The sequence below is a fragment of the Methylobacterium sp. CCH5-D2 genome, assembly GCF_001556475.1.
In the GTDB taxonomy this organism is placed as follows: Bacteria; Pseudomonadota; Alphaproteobacteria; order Rhizobiales; family Beijerinckiaceae; genus Methylobacterium; species Methylobacterium hispanicum.
The window spans coordinates 42100-56144 of sequence record NZ_LSIX01000898.1 but is presented as its reverse complement, the minus strand read 5'-3'; the positions used below and the strand labels follow the sequence as shown (position 1 = coordinate 56144).

Sequence of the window (14045 nt, the reverse complement as noted above, 5' to 3'; positions counted from 1 at the left end):
AAGCCTGCCTCGGTTTCTCGTCAGCCCTTGTGCGAAGGGCGCCGGCGCAGCTGGCGGGCGGGCTGAGATGCATTTTCAGCCGGTGTCTGTCCCCGGTAGCCAACCACGGGCCACATAGTCTCGACACCAGATTTCTCGTAACCGTTTGCGATAAGGAGCCGCTCGGACAATCGGCCTAGTTTGTTCAGGTCAGCCGGCGACAGCGGCGAGACACACGCTGCAATCACTTGTTCGCGCGCTCTGAGCAGAGCGCCGGTCATTTTCACACCTGCATTGGTCAAGTGGATAAAGCGCGCCCTCTTGTCCGCCGTGTGTCGCCGCCTTTCCACCAGGTGATCGGATTCGAGCCTATCGATCAATCGGACTGTTCCCGCATGCGAAAGCCGGATCCGGCTCGCAAGGACACTGATAGGTAATCCCGGCTCGAAGCTAAGGAAAACCATCAATGCAGCCGCGGGGCCGCTCGGCGAAAGCGAGGCTGATGCGCTCGCGATGCTGTCAGCTACCGCGAGCGCAAGTGCACCAAAATGATATTTGGCGGCCTCGGGCTCCATCCGGGAAGAATATATGCGCCACGCATAGACATCAAGCGCTCGAATATGTATGACCGGCGCATACATCTATCACGGATTCGGAGATGGTCATGCTCACTGATGGGCTCGGCTTGGATTCCCCATCTGAGATCGAAACGCGGGGCCTCCAGCAAAGGCTTTGGAGCATCGCGCGCTGCTCGTGTGAACGGAAGCCGGGAACCGGGAATGCGCGTCATGCCTGATCTGACGCTCGATCTTCGATACCTTAAGTATGCTATCCATGTCGCCGAAGCGGGTAGTTTCCGCAGGGCGGCGGATCGCCTTTCAATATCGCAATCAACGGTCAGCCGCCGCGTTCAGATGCTCGAACGGCAGCTTGGCGTTTCCCTGTTCAAGCGCACGCGATCGGGCGCTGGATTGACGCCGGAAGGAGAGCGATTTCTGCAGCAAGCTGCGGTCGGGGCGAGGTATCTTCGCGAGGCCGCCACTGAGATGCGATCGGTCCGTAAACTTACGACTGGACTAGTCAGGTTCGGGATGCTCGAGGCGTTTCCGGCATGTCCCATAATCGACCTCTTGGCGACCTTTAGACAGCGACACCCGACGATCGAGGTGAAGCTCGAAGAAGGCACGTCAGAGCAGAACACCCTCGGCGTGGAGCGCGGGCTGCTAGACGCGGCGATCAGCCTGGCCGCAACGAAGGGCCCTCCGTTTCAGATTCGACGGTTGTGCGAACCCGACCTCTTCGTTGCCCTATCACCCATACACCAACTCGCGTCGCGACCGCGGCTCGCCTGGGAGGACATTTGCAACGAAGTCTTTCTTGTCCGCTCCGATGGTGCCGGGCGCGAACTCGCAGCTATTCTCCGGCGGATGCTGGGCGCTGCCGAAGAGGCGATCCAACTGTCTATCCAGCAGGTCAGCAGGGAAACACTTCTGACCATGGTCGAGCAAGGCTTCGGGCTGACGATAACGAGCGTCGTGGATCGGCCTGATATTGCATTGGTTCCGCTCACACCCGCGCGGGCGCCGACGGCGTCTATGATTTCGTCGAGCGATAACGACAATCCGGCTCTGCCGCTGCTGCTGAAGTGCTTCAATGTCCTGCCAGCCTTCACGCGGAGCAGCGCCAGCTAATCGGAGGCGTTCTGGGTCTTCGTACGCCTAGCCTTCGAGAACCCTCGATCGGTTGCGATGAACCGCTGCAACATCGGTACGATCAACCGCGCGGGCTCGACAGCAGGCATACCTTGTTCGCGCCCTAACAAATCCGCGTAGTCGGAAAGGTCTTGGTGGAGAGCCGCCGGCAGCTCCACCTGAACCTTGATCGGCTTCTCGTCGGCGATGGGACCTAGCTTGAGCTTCGACATCATCAGCCCCCATAAGGTTCGAGAACGAGATCACGGGTCACGACGACACGGACAGGAAATCCCGGCCGGATCGTCAATGTTGGAGCCACGTTGAGCTGCCGTCTGACGATCTGCTGACCGGCATCGTTGATCGTGTCTTGACCGCCATTCCGGATCGCCTGGATGAGACGGTCGTCATTGTCGGCGGCGAGCTCGGCGCCGACTCCGAGAAGAGTCGAGAGACCGGCGGCCTTGGCAAGATCCCACCAGTGGTAATCGACGCCATCCTGCAGGCCGGCATAGCCTTCGACGTCTGCGCCGGGCTGGCGCTCGAGCACTATCGAACGGCCATTTGGGAAGATCAGTCGATTCCAGACTAGCAGGACGCGGCTTTGACCGAATTGCACATTGTTATCGTACTGGCCGATAATGCGCGTGCCTTGTGGCACGAGCAGAATGCGCCCTGTCGGGCTGTCGTAGATGTTTTCGGTCACCTGAGCGGTGATCTGGCCCGGGAGGTCGGATCGGATGCCGGTTATAAGAGCTGCCGCGATAACTGCGCCGGCCTGAAGTACATTTGGCGACGCTGGAGCAACGACGCGATCGGGCGACACCGTCCGTCGATCGGTCGCTGCGTTCAGGAAAGCGTTCTGACGCTCCTGCGCGGAGGGTGTGGCCGGCGGAGGCGCGAGGCCGAGGCTCGCCAAATCCGGAGCGTGCGGGAGTGCTGGGGCAGCTCCCGCTGCAGCGGGAGCGCCCCGGCTGTCCGATCCGGAGAAGAGGCGGCTGGTCCGCGCGGTCTCGATCTCCTGAAGGCGGCGCTGCTCTTCCGCGCTGATACCGGGGTTGGGCGTGGCGATAACGGGAGCGGGCACCGGCTGTCCGCGATCCTGGGTGCTGAGGATCGGTCGGCCGAGGTCACCGGGAAGGGGCGGACCGAGTTGGGGCACGCCACTGTAATCTCGCGGCAGGCCGGCCAAGCCGTCAGCCGTCGAGCGATTCTCGGTCGAATAGAGTTCGTCGTTGGGCCGACCGGCGTCGCGCGTCTGGAGCGCGTAGAGCAGTGCACCACCAAGGCCGACGCTGGCGACAAGACCAAGGCCGGCGAGGACCTTGCGCGATAGTCGAGTGACGCGGGGCGGTTCGGCGCGCAGACGCATCGGCGCTGGCAAGACCGGCTCGCCGGTCAGGGGCTGTGCATCATCGTCTGGCACTTCCTCATTTGGGGGCGAGTTCGCGCTCACGAGGTGGGCCTCCCGTCGGTTCGGACGATCCTGACGCGCTTCTGCTCGCGACCGGAACCGAACCGCAGTTCCGCCGCCGCGAAGAGTCGATCGACGATCATGTGGTGGCCGCGAACGCGGTAGTTCACCAGTTCTGAGGTGTTGCCCTCGGGCCCGACGACGAAGAGCGGCGGCATCTCGCCCTGACCAATGCCTCGCGGAAACTCGATGAAGACCTGGCGACCGTCGTCGAAGGCGCGCAGTGGGCGCCAAGGAGCGCGGTCACCCTCGATGGCATAGCGGAAATTGACGTTCGCGAGATCGACACCGCTCGCAACCGGTTGAGCGGCCTGCGCGTCGGAATTCTGCCGGCGCAGCGCGATGAGTTGATCCTGCGGATACTGCCAGGACACTGAAGCCATGTAGGTTCGCTCTGTCGACCGCAACTCCATGTGATAGGTGCGCATGTTGGTGTTGATGACCAGGTTCGTCATCAGGTCGGCCCGTGTGGGCTTCACGAGGATGTGGATCTGGCGCGTCGCGCCCGATCCGCTCTCGGTGTCGCCGATGATCCAGCGCACCGTGTCCCCGGCCGCAACAGGGCCTGCGCCGACGAGCTGTTCGCCGGGCTGAAGCGCGATGTCGGTGATCTGACCGACAGCGGTATATACCTGATAGAGCGCGCCTTGCGTCCAGGGATAGACCTGCATGGAGTTGATGAAGCCGTCGCGCACCGGCTGGACGCGGGCCGCCTCATTAGCCTGGTTGACGCGCGCCGTTGGGTTGGCGGGCTCGGGCGCGCGTCGCGTCTCCGGCACACGCTGCAACTGGCCGGGTAGCGGCAGCGGCCGCGGCAGTTCGACCACGGTGACGGGCGCTGGCGGATCGACGGTCTGCACGGCGGGAGCCGCGTTGTCGTAGGAGATCTCGGGCGGTGGGTTCGTGGTGGCGCAGCCCGCGAGCGCAGTTGTCGCCAGCAGGACCATCGGGATTGCGGCTCTGCGGAGAGCCGGGATTACAAGTGCGTGTGAAGCCGGGTTTCCGGCTTTACGGAAAGACGGCTTCATTGCCCAAGCTCCCGTGACCAATTGATGGCGTTGACATAGATGCCGAGCGGGTTTGCCCTCAGCCGATCGGCGTTGCGGGGGACCTGCACGACGATCGTCAGGATCGCGGTCCAGCGCGTGGTCTCGGCGAGCTGGCCGTTCTCATAGCGGCGCTCGACCCAGGCGACGCGGAAGCTGTCGGGCGAGGCGCGGATGACGCTTGAGACATCGACAGCAACCTGCTGTCGGCCGACCCGCGTGAACGGGTCGTTCGAGCGAGCATAGTCGTTGAGCGCCATGGCGCCGCGATCAGTGGTGAAGTCGTACGCCCGTAGCCAGTTCTGGCGCACGATGATCGCGTCCGCCGGGATGCTGCGAACCTGTTCGATGAAGCGCGCGAGATGAAAGGCGATTTGTGGATCGGTGGGCCGGAAGTCGGCCTCGGCGGGTGCGACCGCCTGGGACTGACCCAGTCGATCGACCTGCACGACCCACGGCACGACGGTCCCGCGAGCTGATTGCACGACGAGGGCGGTGGCGAACCCCGCCGTAAGGATCAGCGAGCCGAAAGCCATCAGCCGCCAGTTTTTCGCCTGGATCCTGGAGGCCCCGATCCGATCGTCCCAGACTTGGGCAGCACGTTGATACGGCGTCTCCGGCTCGGGTGCCTTGCCGTAGTGAGTGGATGGTCGTTTGAACATTAGCGGTCGCCTTGAGTCAGATTTACCGAGGAACCGCCGCCATGGGCGTCGCCAGAGCGGACGGCATGAGCCGTGGCCTGGGCGGCGTGAGTCATTTGCTGGGACCGGCGCATTCTCTGCGCCCAAGCCGGCGGCCCGCCAGCGCTCGCAGGCGCCGCGCCATCGCTGGCGGCATCACCCCCTATCGAGCCCATGGTGGACGTTCCGCCTGTCGCTTCGAACGCCGCTTTGCCGCCTGCGTTGAAGCTTGACCTCATTGTGTCGGCAGCGCGCGATGCGGCACGGCGCAGAGGTGAGACAGCCGCGCTGCCGCCTGCACGCGCAACGCCTCCGAGGCCGGAGGCCACCCCGGCCGCGCCGGACTGTCCGGCTGCGCCAAGGCTGTAGGCTGTGGACGCTCCACCCGCGATGGCGGCGCCACCACGAGCTGCGGCTGCCGCACCGCCTGCCAAGGCCGCGCCGCCGGAGGCTGCTGCACCGACGGCGCCGGCGCCAAGAGCGACCACGCCGCCCGCTGCGAGGCCGGTTCCTATCGCCGCGCCTGCACTGAGCTGCGGGCCGCCAGAAACGAGCCCGGTGGCGATTCCGGGACCAAAAATGCCGAGGCCGAGAAGTGACAACGCGGCCAGCACGATCGCCATGGCTTCGTCGATCGACGGATTCTGCCCGCCAAAACCGGAAGTGAACTCTGAGAAGAGCGTTGACCCGATGCCGATGATGACAGCGAGGACCAGAACCTTGATGCCGGAGGAGATGACGTTGCCGAGCACGCGCTCGGCCATAAACGCGGATTTGCCGAACAGGCCGAACGGGATCAGGACGAAGCCGGCGAGCGTCGTCAGCTTGAATTCAATGAGGGTGACGAACAGCTGGATGGCGAGAATGAAGAAGGCGAGCAGGACCAGCGCCCAGGCAAGAAACATGCAGGCAATCTGGATGAAGTTCTCGAAGAACGACCAGTAGCCCATCAGGCTGGAGATGGAGTCGAGCAATGGTCGACCGGCGTCTAGGCCGGTCTGCGCGACTCTTCCCGGGCGCATGAGGTCCGCAGTTGAAAATCCGGTGCCACTCGCCTTCAGCCCGAGACCGGCGAAGCTCTCGAAGACGATACGTGCGAGGTTGTTCCAGTTGCCGATGATGTAGGCGAAGACGCCGACGAAGAGCGTTTTCTTCACCAGCCGCGCCATGATGTCGTCGTCGGCGCCCCAGCTCCAGAACAGTGCCGCGAGCGTCACGTCGATGACGATCAGGGTCGTGGCGATGAAGGCGACCTCTCCGCTAAGCAGGCCGAACCCGCTGTCGATGTAGCGAGTGAAGACCTCGAGGAAGTGGTCGATGACGCCGGTGTTGCCCATGATGCTATCGCGCTTCGTTGATCTGTGGCGTGCTCGGCGCGGTCGGCGCGTGATCTTGCGCGTCTGTCCCTCGTGGTTGAGGGCTGAAGACGTCACCGATGGGTGATGCTACGTCCGGCAAGCGCTCGACGGGACGAGAACCGGGCGCGAGAAAGCGGTGTCGGTTCTCGGCCCAGGCCCGGCGGCAGGCGGGGTCTCGCGGACCTTCTTCACCGAGTGCCTGGCAGCGGATGAGCGCGTCGCGCAGGGGATCCGCAGTTTCTTGAGGCGTTCGTCCGGACGACCAAGCCTCAGGCACTTCCTCTTTCCGGGACATCTCGATCGCGGTCGCGGTGACCGCAACCGCGACGAAAATCACGGCGCCCATCCGAGCGACCAATTTGCCGTCCACGGTCGGTCCCCTCAATTGCCGTTCGGGAACATGCGCGCATTGCCCGGCTGGTAGCCGCTGCCGGGCGTGAGAAAGCGACGGCGCTGCTCACGACCCTGTTCCGCCGCTGCGGCGCGCTCGGCTTCGGATAGGCTCTGAGCGCGCCCGTTAGCGGCGACGACGGCGGTGAGGTCGGCGAGCTGTTGGGCCTGCAGTGCGAGCAGTTGATTGCCGGCCTGCGTCGCCTGCAACGCCCCCGTCGCGCCCTGGCTTTGGCCGATAAGCGCTGACATCTCCGTACGGTTGGTGTCGATGTTGCCGACAACACCCGCCTGGACCCGCATAGCGTCCTGCAGACCACCGACAGTGTTCTGCCAGCGCTCCCGCGCCTGTGTGACGAGCGCCTGATCCGAGGCGGACATCGAGGCATTGCCATAGGTGGTCTGGAATGCTCGGTCGATCTGTTGGACGTTAAGGGCTATCCCCTGCGCCTCGCTCAGAAGCTGTTGCGTCCGCTGAACCGACTGTTGAAGCTGCTGAAGCGAAGAGTGCGGGAGGCTGGCAAGATTGCGCGCCTGATTGATCAGCATCTGAGCTTCGTTCTGAAGCTGAGTGATCTGCTGATTCACCTGCTGGAGGGTCCGCGCCGCAGTGAGGACGTTCTGGGCATAGTTCGTTGGGTCGTAGACGATCCACTGAGCGGCAGCCGGGGTGCTGAGGACCGGTGAAAGTGCGAGCGGGACCGCGAGGAGTGCGGCCGTCACGCGCAGTGCGCGACTGTGGGTTTGAATCAGACGTGTCATGGACGTGCCTCCGGGTCTTGTTGATTGACGTTGGTGAGGTCGGTGATCAGGTCGGCAGCCCAGTCGAGTCGGTTGGCCGCCAGCCACTCGGCGAGGAACCCCTCGGTGCCGCTTCGGGCGTGGACATCGGCGATCATCGCTTGATGCTGTTTGGATGAGGCTGCGCACAGCGCCAGCGCCACATCCGACAGGCCCAGCTCGAACAGGCGATTGCCCCGTCGCGACTGGCAGTAATAGTCTCGCTTGGGCGTTGCCCGCGCGAGGATTTCGATCTGCCGGTCGTTGAGACCGAAGCGGCGGTAAATCGCGGTGATCTGCGGCTCGACCGCGCGCTCGTTCGGCAGGAGGATGCGCGTTTGGCAGCTCTCGATAATCGCCGGCGCTATCGCAGAGCCGTCGATGTCGGAGAGCGACTGGGTGGCGAAGATGACGCTGGCGTTTTTCTTGCGCAGCGTCTTCAGCCATTCGCGGAGTTGTCCGGCGAAGCCGTCGTCGTCGAGGGCGAGCCAACCTTCATCCACGATCAGGAGTGTCGGCCGGCCGTCGAGGCGGTCCTCGATGCGATGGAAGAGATAGGCGAGCACCGCTGCCGCTGCACCGGTGCCGATCAGACCTTCGGTCTCGAAAGCCTGGACATGCGCCTCGCCGAGATGCTCGGCCTCAGCGTCCAACAGCCGGCCATAGGGGCCGCCGACGCAGTAGGGTCGCAGCGCCTGTTTCAGGTCATTGGACTGGAGAAGTACCGACAGCCCGGTCAACGTGCGCTCGGCGACCGGCGCTGACGCCAACGACGAAAGCGCCGACCACAGATGCTCCTTGACCTCGGGCGTGACCGGCACGCTCTCTCGGGAGAGGATCGCGATCAGCCAGTCGGAGGCCCAGGCGCGCTCGGCGACGTCGTCGATGCGGGCGAGCGGCTGGAGCGACACACTCTCCTCGGAACCCTCGGTCAAACCGCCGCCGAGATCATGCCAGTCGCCCTGCATGGCGAGCGCCGCGGCGCGGATCGATCCGCCGAAGTCGAAGGCGAAGACCTGAGATTGTGCATAGCGGCGGAACTGGAGCGCCATGAGTGCGAGAAGCACCGATTTACCGGCGCCGGTCGGCCCGACGATCAGCGTATGACCGACATCGCCGACGTGGATGGAAAGCCGGAACGGGGTCGAGCCCTCCGTTCTGCCGTAAAGCAGTGGGGGTGCATCGAAGTGCTCGTCCCGTTCCGGTCCCGCCCACACCGCTGACAGCGGGATCATGTGAGCGAGATTCAATGTGCTGATGGGCGGCTGGCGGATGTTGGCGTAGACATGCCCGGGGAGTGAGCCCAGCCAGGCGTCGACAGCATTGATGGTCTCAGTCATCGCCGTGAAGTCGCGGCCCTGAATGACCTTTTCCACAAGCCGGAGCTTCTCGGCCGCGACGCGGGGATCATCGTCCCAGACGGTGATGGTCGCGGTCACGTAGGCTTGGCCGGCATAGTCGGCGCCCAGTTCCTGCAGCGCCATATCAGCGTCAGCGGCCTTGTTGGCTGCGTCAGTGTCAACGAGCGCCGATGCCTCGTTGGTCATCACCTCTTTGAGAATGGCGGCGATCGACTTGCGCTTTGCGAACCACTGCCGCCTGATCTTCGTCAGCAGCTTGGTCGCGTCGGTCTTGTCGAGCAGGATCGCTCGGGTCGACCAGCGATAGGGAAAGGCGAGCCGGTTCAGCTCGTCGAGGATGCCGGGCGTCGTCGCGGTCGGGAAGCCGACGATAGTGAGGATGCGTACGTGCGCATCTCCAAGCCGGGGCTCCAGCCCGCCGGTAAGCGGCTGATCGGCGAGCAAAGCGTCGAGGTACATCGGCGTTTCGGGCACGCGGACGCGATGGCGCTTCGTCGAGATCGTCGAATGCAGGTAGGTGAGCGTTTCGGCGTCATCGAGCCATACGCACTCCGGCATGAAGGCGTCTATCAGGTTGAGGATACGGTCGGTGCGATCGACAAAACTTCGGAGCACTTCGCGCGCATCGACGCCGGCATGGTCCCGACCCTCGTAGAGCCAGGTCTCGGCACGGGCGGCATCCTCGGCCGGCGGTAGATAAAGGAATGTGAGGAAGTAGCTGGACTCGAAATGGGCGCCGGCTTCTTCAAAGTCTGCCTTGCGCTCGGCATCGACAAGCGCCGAAGCGCTGTCGGCAAATGTGCTTGCCGGATATGACACCGCGCCATGGCGCTGCGCTTCGACGAATATGGCCCAGCCGGAACCGAGGCGACGGAAGGCGTTGTTCAGCCGGCCAGCGACGGCGACGAGCTCGGCTGGCACTGCGCTGTCGAGGTCAGGACCGCGAAAGCGGGCCGAACGCTGCAGACTGCCGTCTTTGTTGAGGACGACGCCTTCGCCGGCGAGCGCCGCCCAGGGTAGGAAGTCGGCAAGCCGGGTATTCCGATTGCGGTATTCGGATAGGTTCATCACTGCCCGGCTCCTCAAGTCGCCAAGTGGCCGGGGATGCGCAGATGTTTGCGCACGACGTCGACAAATTGCGCATCACGTTTGGCCGCCCAGACGGCGGCGAAGTGGCCGACTGCCCATAGCGCCAGCCCGACCAGCCAAAGGCGAAGGCCCAAGCCAAGCGCGGCGGCCAGGGTGCCATTGAGGATCGCGAGCGAGCGCGGCGCACCGCCGAGCAGGATGTGCTCGGTCAGCGCACGATGAACCGGCACGGAAAAGCCCGGCACGTCCGCGCTATGATCCGCTCCAACGGCCATCAGACAAGCGCCCCGCCGCCGAACGAGAAGAACGACAGGAAGAAGCTCGACGCGGCGAAGGCGATCGACAGGCCGAACACGATCTGGATCAGGCGGCGCGCTCCGCCCGACGTGTCGCCGAAGGCGAGAGTCAGGCCGGTGATGATGATGATCATCACCGCGATGATCTTTGCGACCGGGCCCTCGATCGATTCGAGGATCGACTGCAGAGGAGCTTCCCATGGCATCGACGAACCGGACGCATGAGCGGCAGGTGCGAGGGCTATGGAAATGAAAGTGACGGAAGCCGCCGTGGCGATGTGACGGCGGATGCGCAGGGCATGCTTGATCATTACCTGTCTCCTGAGATGGACGGAATTGTTGGAGTGACGCAGTAGTCACCGTCGGGGCCCATGCCTTCGACGCGGGCAAGCTCGGTCAGGCGGCGCGAGGAGCCGCGGCCGGAGAGCACCGCAACCAGATCAATGGTCTCGGCGATCAGCGCGCGCGGAACCGTGACGACGGCTTCCTGGATGAGTTGCTCCATCCGGCGAAGAGCGCCGATAGCGGTGCCGGCGTGGATCGTGCCGACGCCGCCGGGATGGCCGGTGCCCCAGGCCTTCAGCAGATCGAGCGCCTCTGCACCGCGCACTTCGCCGATCGGGATGCGGTCGGGACGAAGACGCAGCGAGGAACGGACAAGATCGGAGAGAGAAGCGACGCCGTCCTTCGTGCGCATTGCGACCAGGTTTGGCGCGGCGCATTGCAGTTCACGGGTGTCCTCGATCAACACGACGCGATCGGATGTCTTCGATACCTCCGCTAACAGGGCGTTCGTGAGCGTGGTCTTACCGGTGGAGGTGCCGCCGGCGACGAGGATGTTCCGCCTATGAAGAACGGCCTGACGCAGCGTTTCGGCTTGGTCGGACAGCATGATGCCAGCCGCGACATAGTCATCGAGCGTGAACACGGCGACGGCTGGCTTCCGGATCGCGAAAGCCGGCGCTGACACCACCGGCGGCAGAAGGCCCTCAAACCGCTCCCCTGTTTCAGGCAGTTCGGCGGAGACGCGGGGCGCCCCGGCATGAACCTCGGCCCCGACGTGATGTGCGACAAGTCGAACGATGCGTTCGCCGTCGGCTGGAGATAGGCGTTCACCGGTGTCGGAGAGACCTTCCGACAACCGGTCGACCCAGAGCCGCCCGTCGGGGTTGAGCATCACCTCGACGATCGCGGGGTCTTCCAGAAACGTGGCGATCGCCGGGCCGAGCGCAGTGCGCAGCATCCGAGCACCGCGAAGGATCGCCTCCGATTTCTGGTGAGCTGCCGTCACGTCGTCCCCGTTCTTTTGCGGGACCGCCGCGGGCGCCCCTGGATCGGGGATGAGTAGAAGAGGCAGAAATCATGGCGTGACAACAACCATCATGTGGCCGTCGTACTGTGGCGTACAAAGACAGGGAAACGGCGGAACGGTCGAATACTTGTGATACGTCAAACAGTGATTATTCCGCGTCGCGCGCGGGGATGTCTTCCGCGATTTCCTGCCTGAGCTTCGGACCTTGCGCGAGTCGTCTGCCGAGCGCGGTCACGAAGGCTTCGTAGCGCTCCGACGCTTTGGCGCGAGCCGCGACCTGCGCCGGCTCCGGCAACGGCGGGTTGGAGGTCAGCCAGAAGCGGATGAACACGGCGAGCGTCTCGACCGATATTCCCAGATCGCGCTCCATGCGCGCCATGCGTCGGTCGAGCTGGTCAAGCCGCTTCGTCGTCGCGGCCTCCTGACGCTCGGCAGCGTCCGGCGAGAGGAATGAAGCGATACCGGCCTCGGCTACCAGTGACAGGGACAGATCGCGCCGGGCAGCATGGGCTGCGAGCGCCTTCATGACGTCCGGGTCGAGATAGACCGACAGCCGCTGCTTCTTCAAAGGTTTGGTCACCCCCGCCTCCTACAGATCGATGCCATCGCCAGGATCGAGCGATGCCTGCCGAGCGACCTGGCGCATGGTCTGCGTCATGCGGCTGAGGCGCGCAGCATCCTCATCGACGTCGTCGCGAGGATCGATCTCGAATTCGTTGTCGACGATCGCCTTGCGTTCGACGGTTTTCATGCGGCTCAGTTCAGGCTGATGCCGTTGCTCGGAGTCCGTCGGGTCGTCGTCGGCTAGGTTATCTGCCGTAGCTGGCGCACTCAGCACGGGAGGTTCCGGTATGGCGAGCGCGCTCCAATCGTCGGCTCGAGCGCTTGCGGGCTTCGTGAGTGCGGGAGGCGTAAGGATGCGCTCCTGAAGCCGACGATCCTCGTAATAGCGTGCCTTCTTTGCGCGGATAGGCGGGATGCCGGCGACCATGACGATCTCGTCTGACGGCGGGAGCTGCATGATCTCGCCCGGCGTGAGCAATTGCCGTGCAGTCTCCGAGCGCGACACCATCAGGTGGCCGAGCCAGGGCGATAGCCGGTGGCCGGCATAGTTCTTCATGGCCTTCATTTCGGTCGCGGTGCCAAGCGCATCCGAAACGCGCTTCGCAGTTCGCTCGTCGTTGGTGGCGAAGCTGACGCGCACATGGCAGTTATCGAGGATCGAGTTGTTCGGACCGTAGGCTTTCTCGATTTGGTTCAGCGATTGCGCGATGAGGAACGCCTTCAGACCGTAACCCGCCATGAAGGCGAGCGCGCTCTCGAAAAAGTCCAAGCGCCCAAGCGCAGGAAACTCGTCGAGCATGAGCAGCAGCCGATGGCGATTGCCTTTCGCCTGGAGGTCCTCGGTCAGACGGCGGCCGACCTGATTAAGGATCAGGCGGATCAGCGGCTTGGTCCGGTTTATGTCAGATGGCGGCACCACGAGGTAGAGCGTGGTCGGATACTTGCCGCCGACCATGTCGGCGATGCGCCAGTCGCACCGACGGGTAACTGCCGCGACCACGGGATCGCGATACAGGCCGAGGAACGACATCGCTGTCGACAACACCCCGGAGCGCTCGTTATCGGACTTGTTGAGCAGCTCGCGGGCGGCGCTGGCAATCACCGGATGTGGACCGGCCTCGCCGAGATGGGCGGTCTTCATCATCGCCGCGAGCGTCGACTCGATCGGGCGCTTCGGATCGGAGAGGAAGGCGGCGACGCCGGCCAACGTCTTGTCGGCCTCTGCGTACAGGACATGCAGGATCGCGCCGACCAGAAGCGCGTGCGATGTCTTCTCCCAGTGATTTCGCTTTTCGAGCGAGCCTTCCGGGTCGACGAGAATGTCTGCGATGTTCTGCACGTCGCGGACTTCCCATTCGCCGCGGCGCACTTCGAGCAGTGGGTTGTAGGCCGCCGACTTCGCGTTCGTCGGATCGAAGAGCAGCACGCGGCCATGCCGTGCGCGATAGCCGGCGGTGAGCGTCCAGTTCTCGCCCTTGATGTCGTGGACGATCGCCGACCCCGGCCAGGTCAGGAGCGAAGGCACCACCAGGCCCACGCCCTTGCCGGAACGGGTCGGCGCGAAGCACAGCACATGCTCCGGACCGTCATGGCGGAGATACTCGCGCTCATGCCTGCCGAGTACGACTCCGTCGGGGCCGAGCAGTCCTGCCGCCTTCACCTCTTCCGGTCGTGCCCAGCGGGCCGAGCCATAGGTCTCGACATTCTTGGCTTCACGCGCCCGCCATACCGACATGCCGATCGCGACGGCGATGGAGATGAAGCCACCCGACGCGGCGATGTAGGCGCCCTCGACGAAGATCGGCGGCGCATAGGCGTCGTAGAAATACCACCACCAGAAGAAGGCCGGGGGATAATAGATCGGCCATCCGGCCAGTTCGAACCAAGGCTGACCGAGCTGGGGCTGGAAGCCGAGACGGTAGGCTGTCCATTGCGTGGCGCCCCAGGTCGTCATCAAGACGATCAGGAACACGGTGAGGATCTGCCCCCAGAGGATTTTCGTCGCCGACATGGCAGGCACTCCTT

At 64.1% G+C, this 14045-nt stretch carries 15 protein-coding genes; 1 reads left to right on the top strand and 14 read right to left on the bottom strand.

From position 1 onward, the window contains the following. Window positions 1-20 precede the first annotated feature (20 nt). A complete protein-coding gene (locus AX737_RS32520; protein WP_231729033.1) occupies window positions 21-620 on the bottom strand; it encodes a MarR family transcriptional regulator in 600 nt (199 codons plus the stop codon). Between the two features lie 147 nt (window positions 621-767). Between AX737_RS32520 and AX737_RS24315 the strand changes: the two genes are divergently transcribed. Further along, on the top strand, window positions 768-1670 hold the full coding sequence (locus tag AX737_RS24315) for a LysR family transcriptional regulator (protein WP_058454400.1): 903 nt from the start codon (window positions 768-770) through the stop codon (window positions 1668-1670). Here AX737_RS24315 and AX737_RS24310 read toward each other — a convergent pair. The 13 genes from AX737_RS24310 to AX737_RS24250 form a co-directional block, all read right to left on the bottom strand. Next, on the bottom strand, window positions 1667-1903 hold the full coding sequence (locus AX737_RS24310; RefSeq protein WP_024350817.1) for a DUF2274 domain-containing protein: 237 nt from the start codon (window positions 1901-1903) through the stop codon (window positions 1667-1669). The genes AX737_RS24315 and AX737_RS24310 overlap by 4 nt on opposite strands. Window positions 1904-1905: 2 nt before the next feature. After that, window positions 1906-3126: a TrbI/VirB10 family protein gene (locus tag AX737_RS32515; protein ID WP_058454257.1), complete on the bottom strand. Its 1221-nt coding sequence runs from the start codon at window positions 3124-3126 to the stop codon at window positions 1906-1908. Next, on the bottom strand, window positions 3123-4172 hold the full coding sequence (gene trbG / locus AX737_RS24295) for a P-type conjugative transfer protein TrbG (RefSeq protein WP_058454256.1): 1050 nt from the start codon (window positions 4170-4172) through the stop codon (window positions 3123-3125). Before trbG ends, AX737_RS32515 begins: the two co-directional genes overlap by 4 nt. Further along, window positions 4169-4852 carry a conjugal transfer protein TrbF gene (gene trbF / locus AX737_RS24290; protein WP_024350821.1) on the bottom strand — a complete coding sequence of 228 codons (684 nt, stop codon included), beginning with the start codon at window positions 4850-4852 and terminating at the stop codon, window positions 4169-4171. The genes trbG and trbF overlap by 4 nt, the downstream gene beginning before the upstream one ends. After that, window positions 4852-6207: a P-type conjugative transfer protein TrbL gene (gene trbL / locus AX737_RS24285; protein WP_024350822.1), complete on the bottom strand. Its 1356-nt coding sequence runs from the start codon at window positions 6205-6207 to the stop codon at window positions 4852-4854. Before trbL ends, trbF begins: the two co-directional genes overlap by 1 nt. Before the next feature lie 4 nt (window positions 6208-6211). Next, window positions 6212-6598, bottom strand: coding sequence for a putative entry exclusion protein TrbK-alt (gene trbK-alt / locus AX737_RS37490; RefSeq protein ID WP_070154328.1), 387 nt, complete (start codon window positions 6596-6598; stop codon window positions 6212-6214). A gap of 11 nt (window positions 6599-6609) precedes the next feature. Further along, window positions 6610-7380 (bottom strand): P-type conjugative transfer protein TrbJ, encoded by a 771-nt coding sequence (trbJ, locus tag AX737_RS24280; RefSeq protein ID WP_029660577.1) that lies wholly within the window; start codon window positions 7378-7380, stop codon window positions 6610-6612. Then, window positions 7377-9830 (bottom strand): conjugal transfer protein TrbE, encoded by a 2454-nt coding sequence (trbE, locus tag AX737_RS24275; RefSeq protein ID WP_058454255.1) that lies wholly within the window; start codon window positions 9828-9830, stop codon window positions 7377-7379. Before trbE ends, trbJ begins: the two co-directional genes overlap by 4 nt. An 11-nt stretch (window positions 9831-9841) precedes the next feature. After that, a complete protein-coding gene (locus AX737_RS24270) occupies window positions 9842-10123 on the bottom strand; it encodes a VirB3 family type IV secretion system protein (RefSeq protein ID WP_027297074.1) in 282 nt (93 codons plus the stop codon). Beyond that, window positions 10123-10455 carry a TrbC/VirB2 family protein gene (locus AX737_RS24265; RefSeq protein WP_024350826.1) on the bottom strand — a complete coding sequence of 111 codons (333 nt, stop codon included), beginning with the start codon at window positions 10453-10455 and terminating at the stop codon, window positions 10123-10125. The genes AX737_RS24270 and AX737_RS24265 overlap by 1 nt, the downstream gene beginning before the upstream one ends. Further along, a complete protein-coding gene (trbB, locus tag AX737_RS24260) occupies window positions 10455-11435 on the bottom strand; it encodes a P-type conjugative transfer ATPase TrbB (protein ID WP_058454254.1) in 981 nt (326 codons plus the stop codon). The genes AX737_RS24265 and trbB overlap by 1 nt, the downstream gene beginning before the upstream one ends. Before the next feature lie 169 nt (window positions 11436-11604). After that, window positions 11605-12036, bottom strand: coding sequence for a hypothetical protein (locus tag AX737_RS24255; protein WP_024350828.1), 432 nt, complete (start codon window positions 12034-12036; stop codon window positions 11605-11607). Between the two features lie 9 nt (window positions 12037-12045). Next, complete coding sequence (locus AX737_RS24250; RefSeq protein ID WP_058454253.1) at window positions 12046-14031, bottom strand: conjugal transfer protein TraG; 1986 nt, start codon at window positions 14029-14031, stop codon at window positions 12046-12048. Window positions 14032-14045: the final 14 nt, after the last annotated feature.

Coding starts and splice junctions, on each gene's coding strand:
- AX737_RS24250 (WP_058454253.1), bottom strand. CDS start 14,031: ATGTCGGCGACGAAAATCCTCTGGGGGCAGATCCTCACCGTGTTCCTG.
- trbG (WP_058454256.1), bottom strand. CDS start 4,172: ATGAAGCCGTCTTTCCGTAAAGCCGGAAACCCGGCTTCACACGCACTT.
- AX737_RS32520 (WP_231729033.1), bottom strand. CDS start 620: ATGTATGCGCCGGTCATACATATTCGAGCGCTTGATGTCTATGCGTGG.
- trbJ (WP_029660577.1), bottom strand. CDS start 7,380: ATGACACGTCTGATTCAAACCCACAGTCGCGCACTGCGCGTGACGGCC.
- AX737_RS24270 (WP_027297074.1), bottom strand. CDS start 10,123: ATGGCCGTTGGAGCGGATCATAGCGCGGACGTGCCGGGCTTTTCCGTG.
- trbL (WP_024350822.1), bottom strand. CDS start 6,207: ATGGGCAACACCGGCGTCATCGACCACTTCCTCGAGGTCTTCACTCGC.
- AX737_RS24310 (WP_024350817.1), bottom strand. CDS start 1,903: ATGTCGAAGCTCAAGCTAGGTCCCATCGCCGACGAGAAGCCGATCAAG.
- trbF (WP_024350821.1), bottom strand. CDS start 4,852: ATGTTCAAACGACCATCCACTCACTACGGCAAGGCACCCGAGCCGGAG.
- AX737_RS24265 (WP_024350826.1), bottom strand. CDS start 10,455: ATGATCAAGCATGCCCTGCGCATCCGCCGTCACATCGCCACGGCGGCT.
- AX737_RS24315 (WP_058454400.1), top strand. CDS start 768: ATGCCTGATCTGACGCTCGATCTTCGATACCTTAAGTATGCTATCCAT.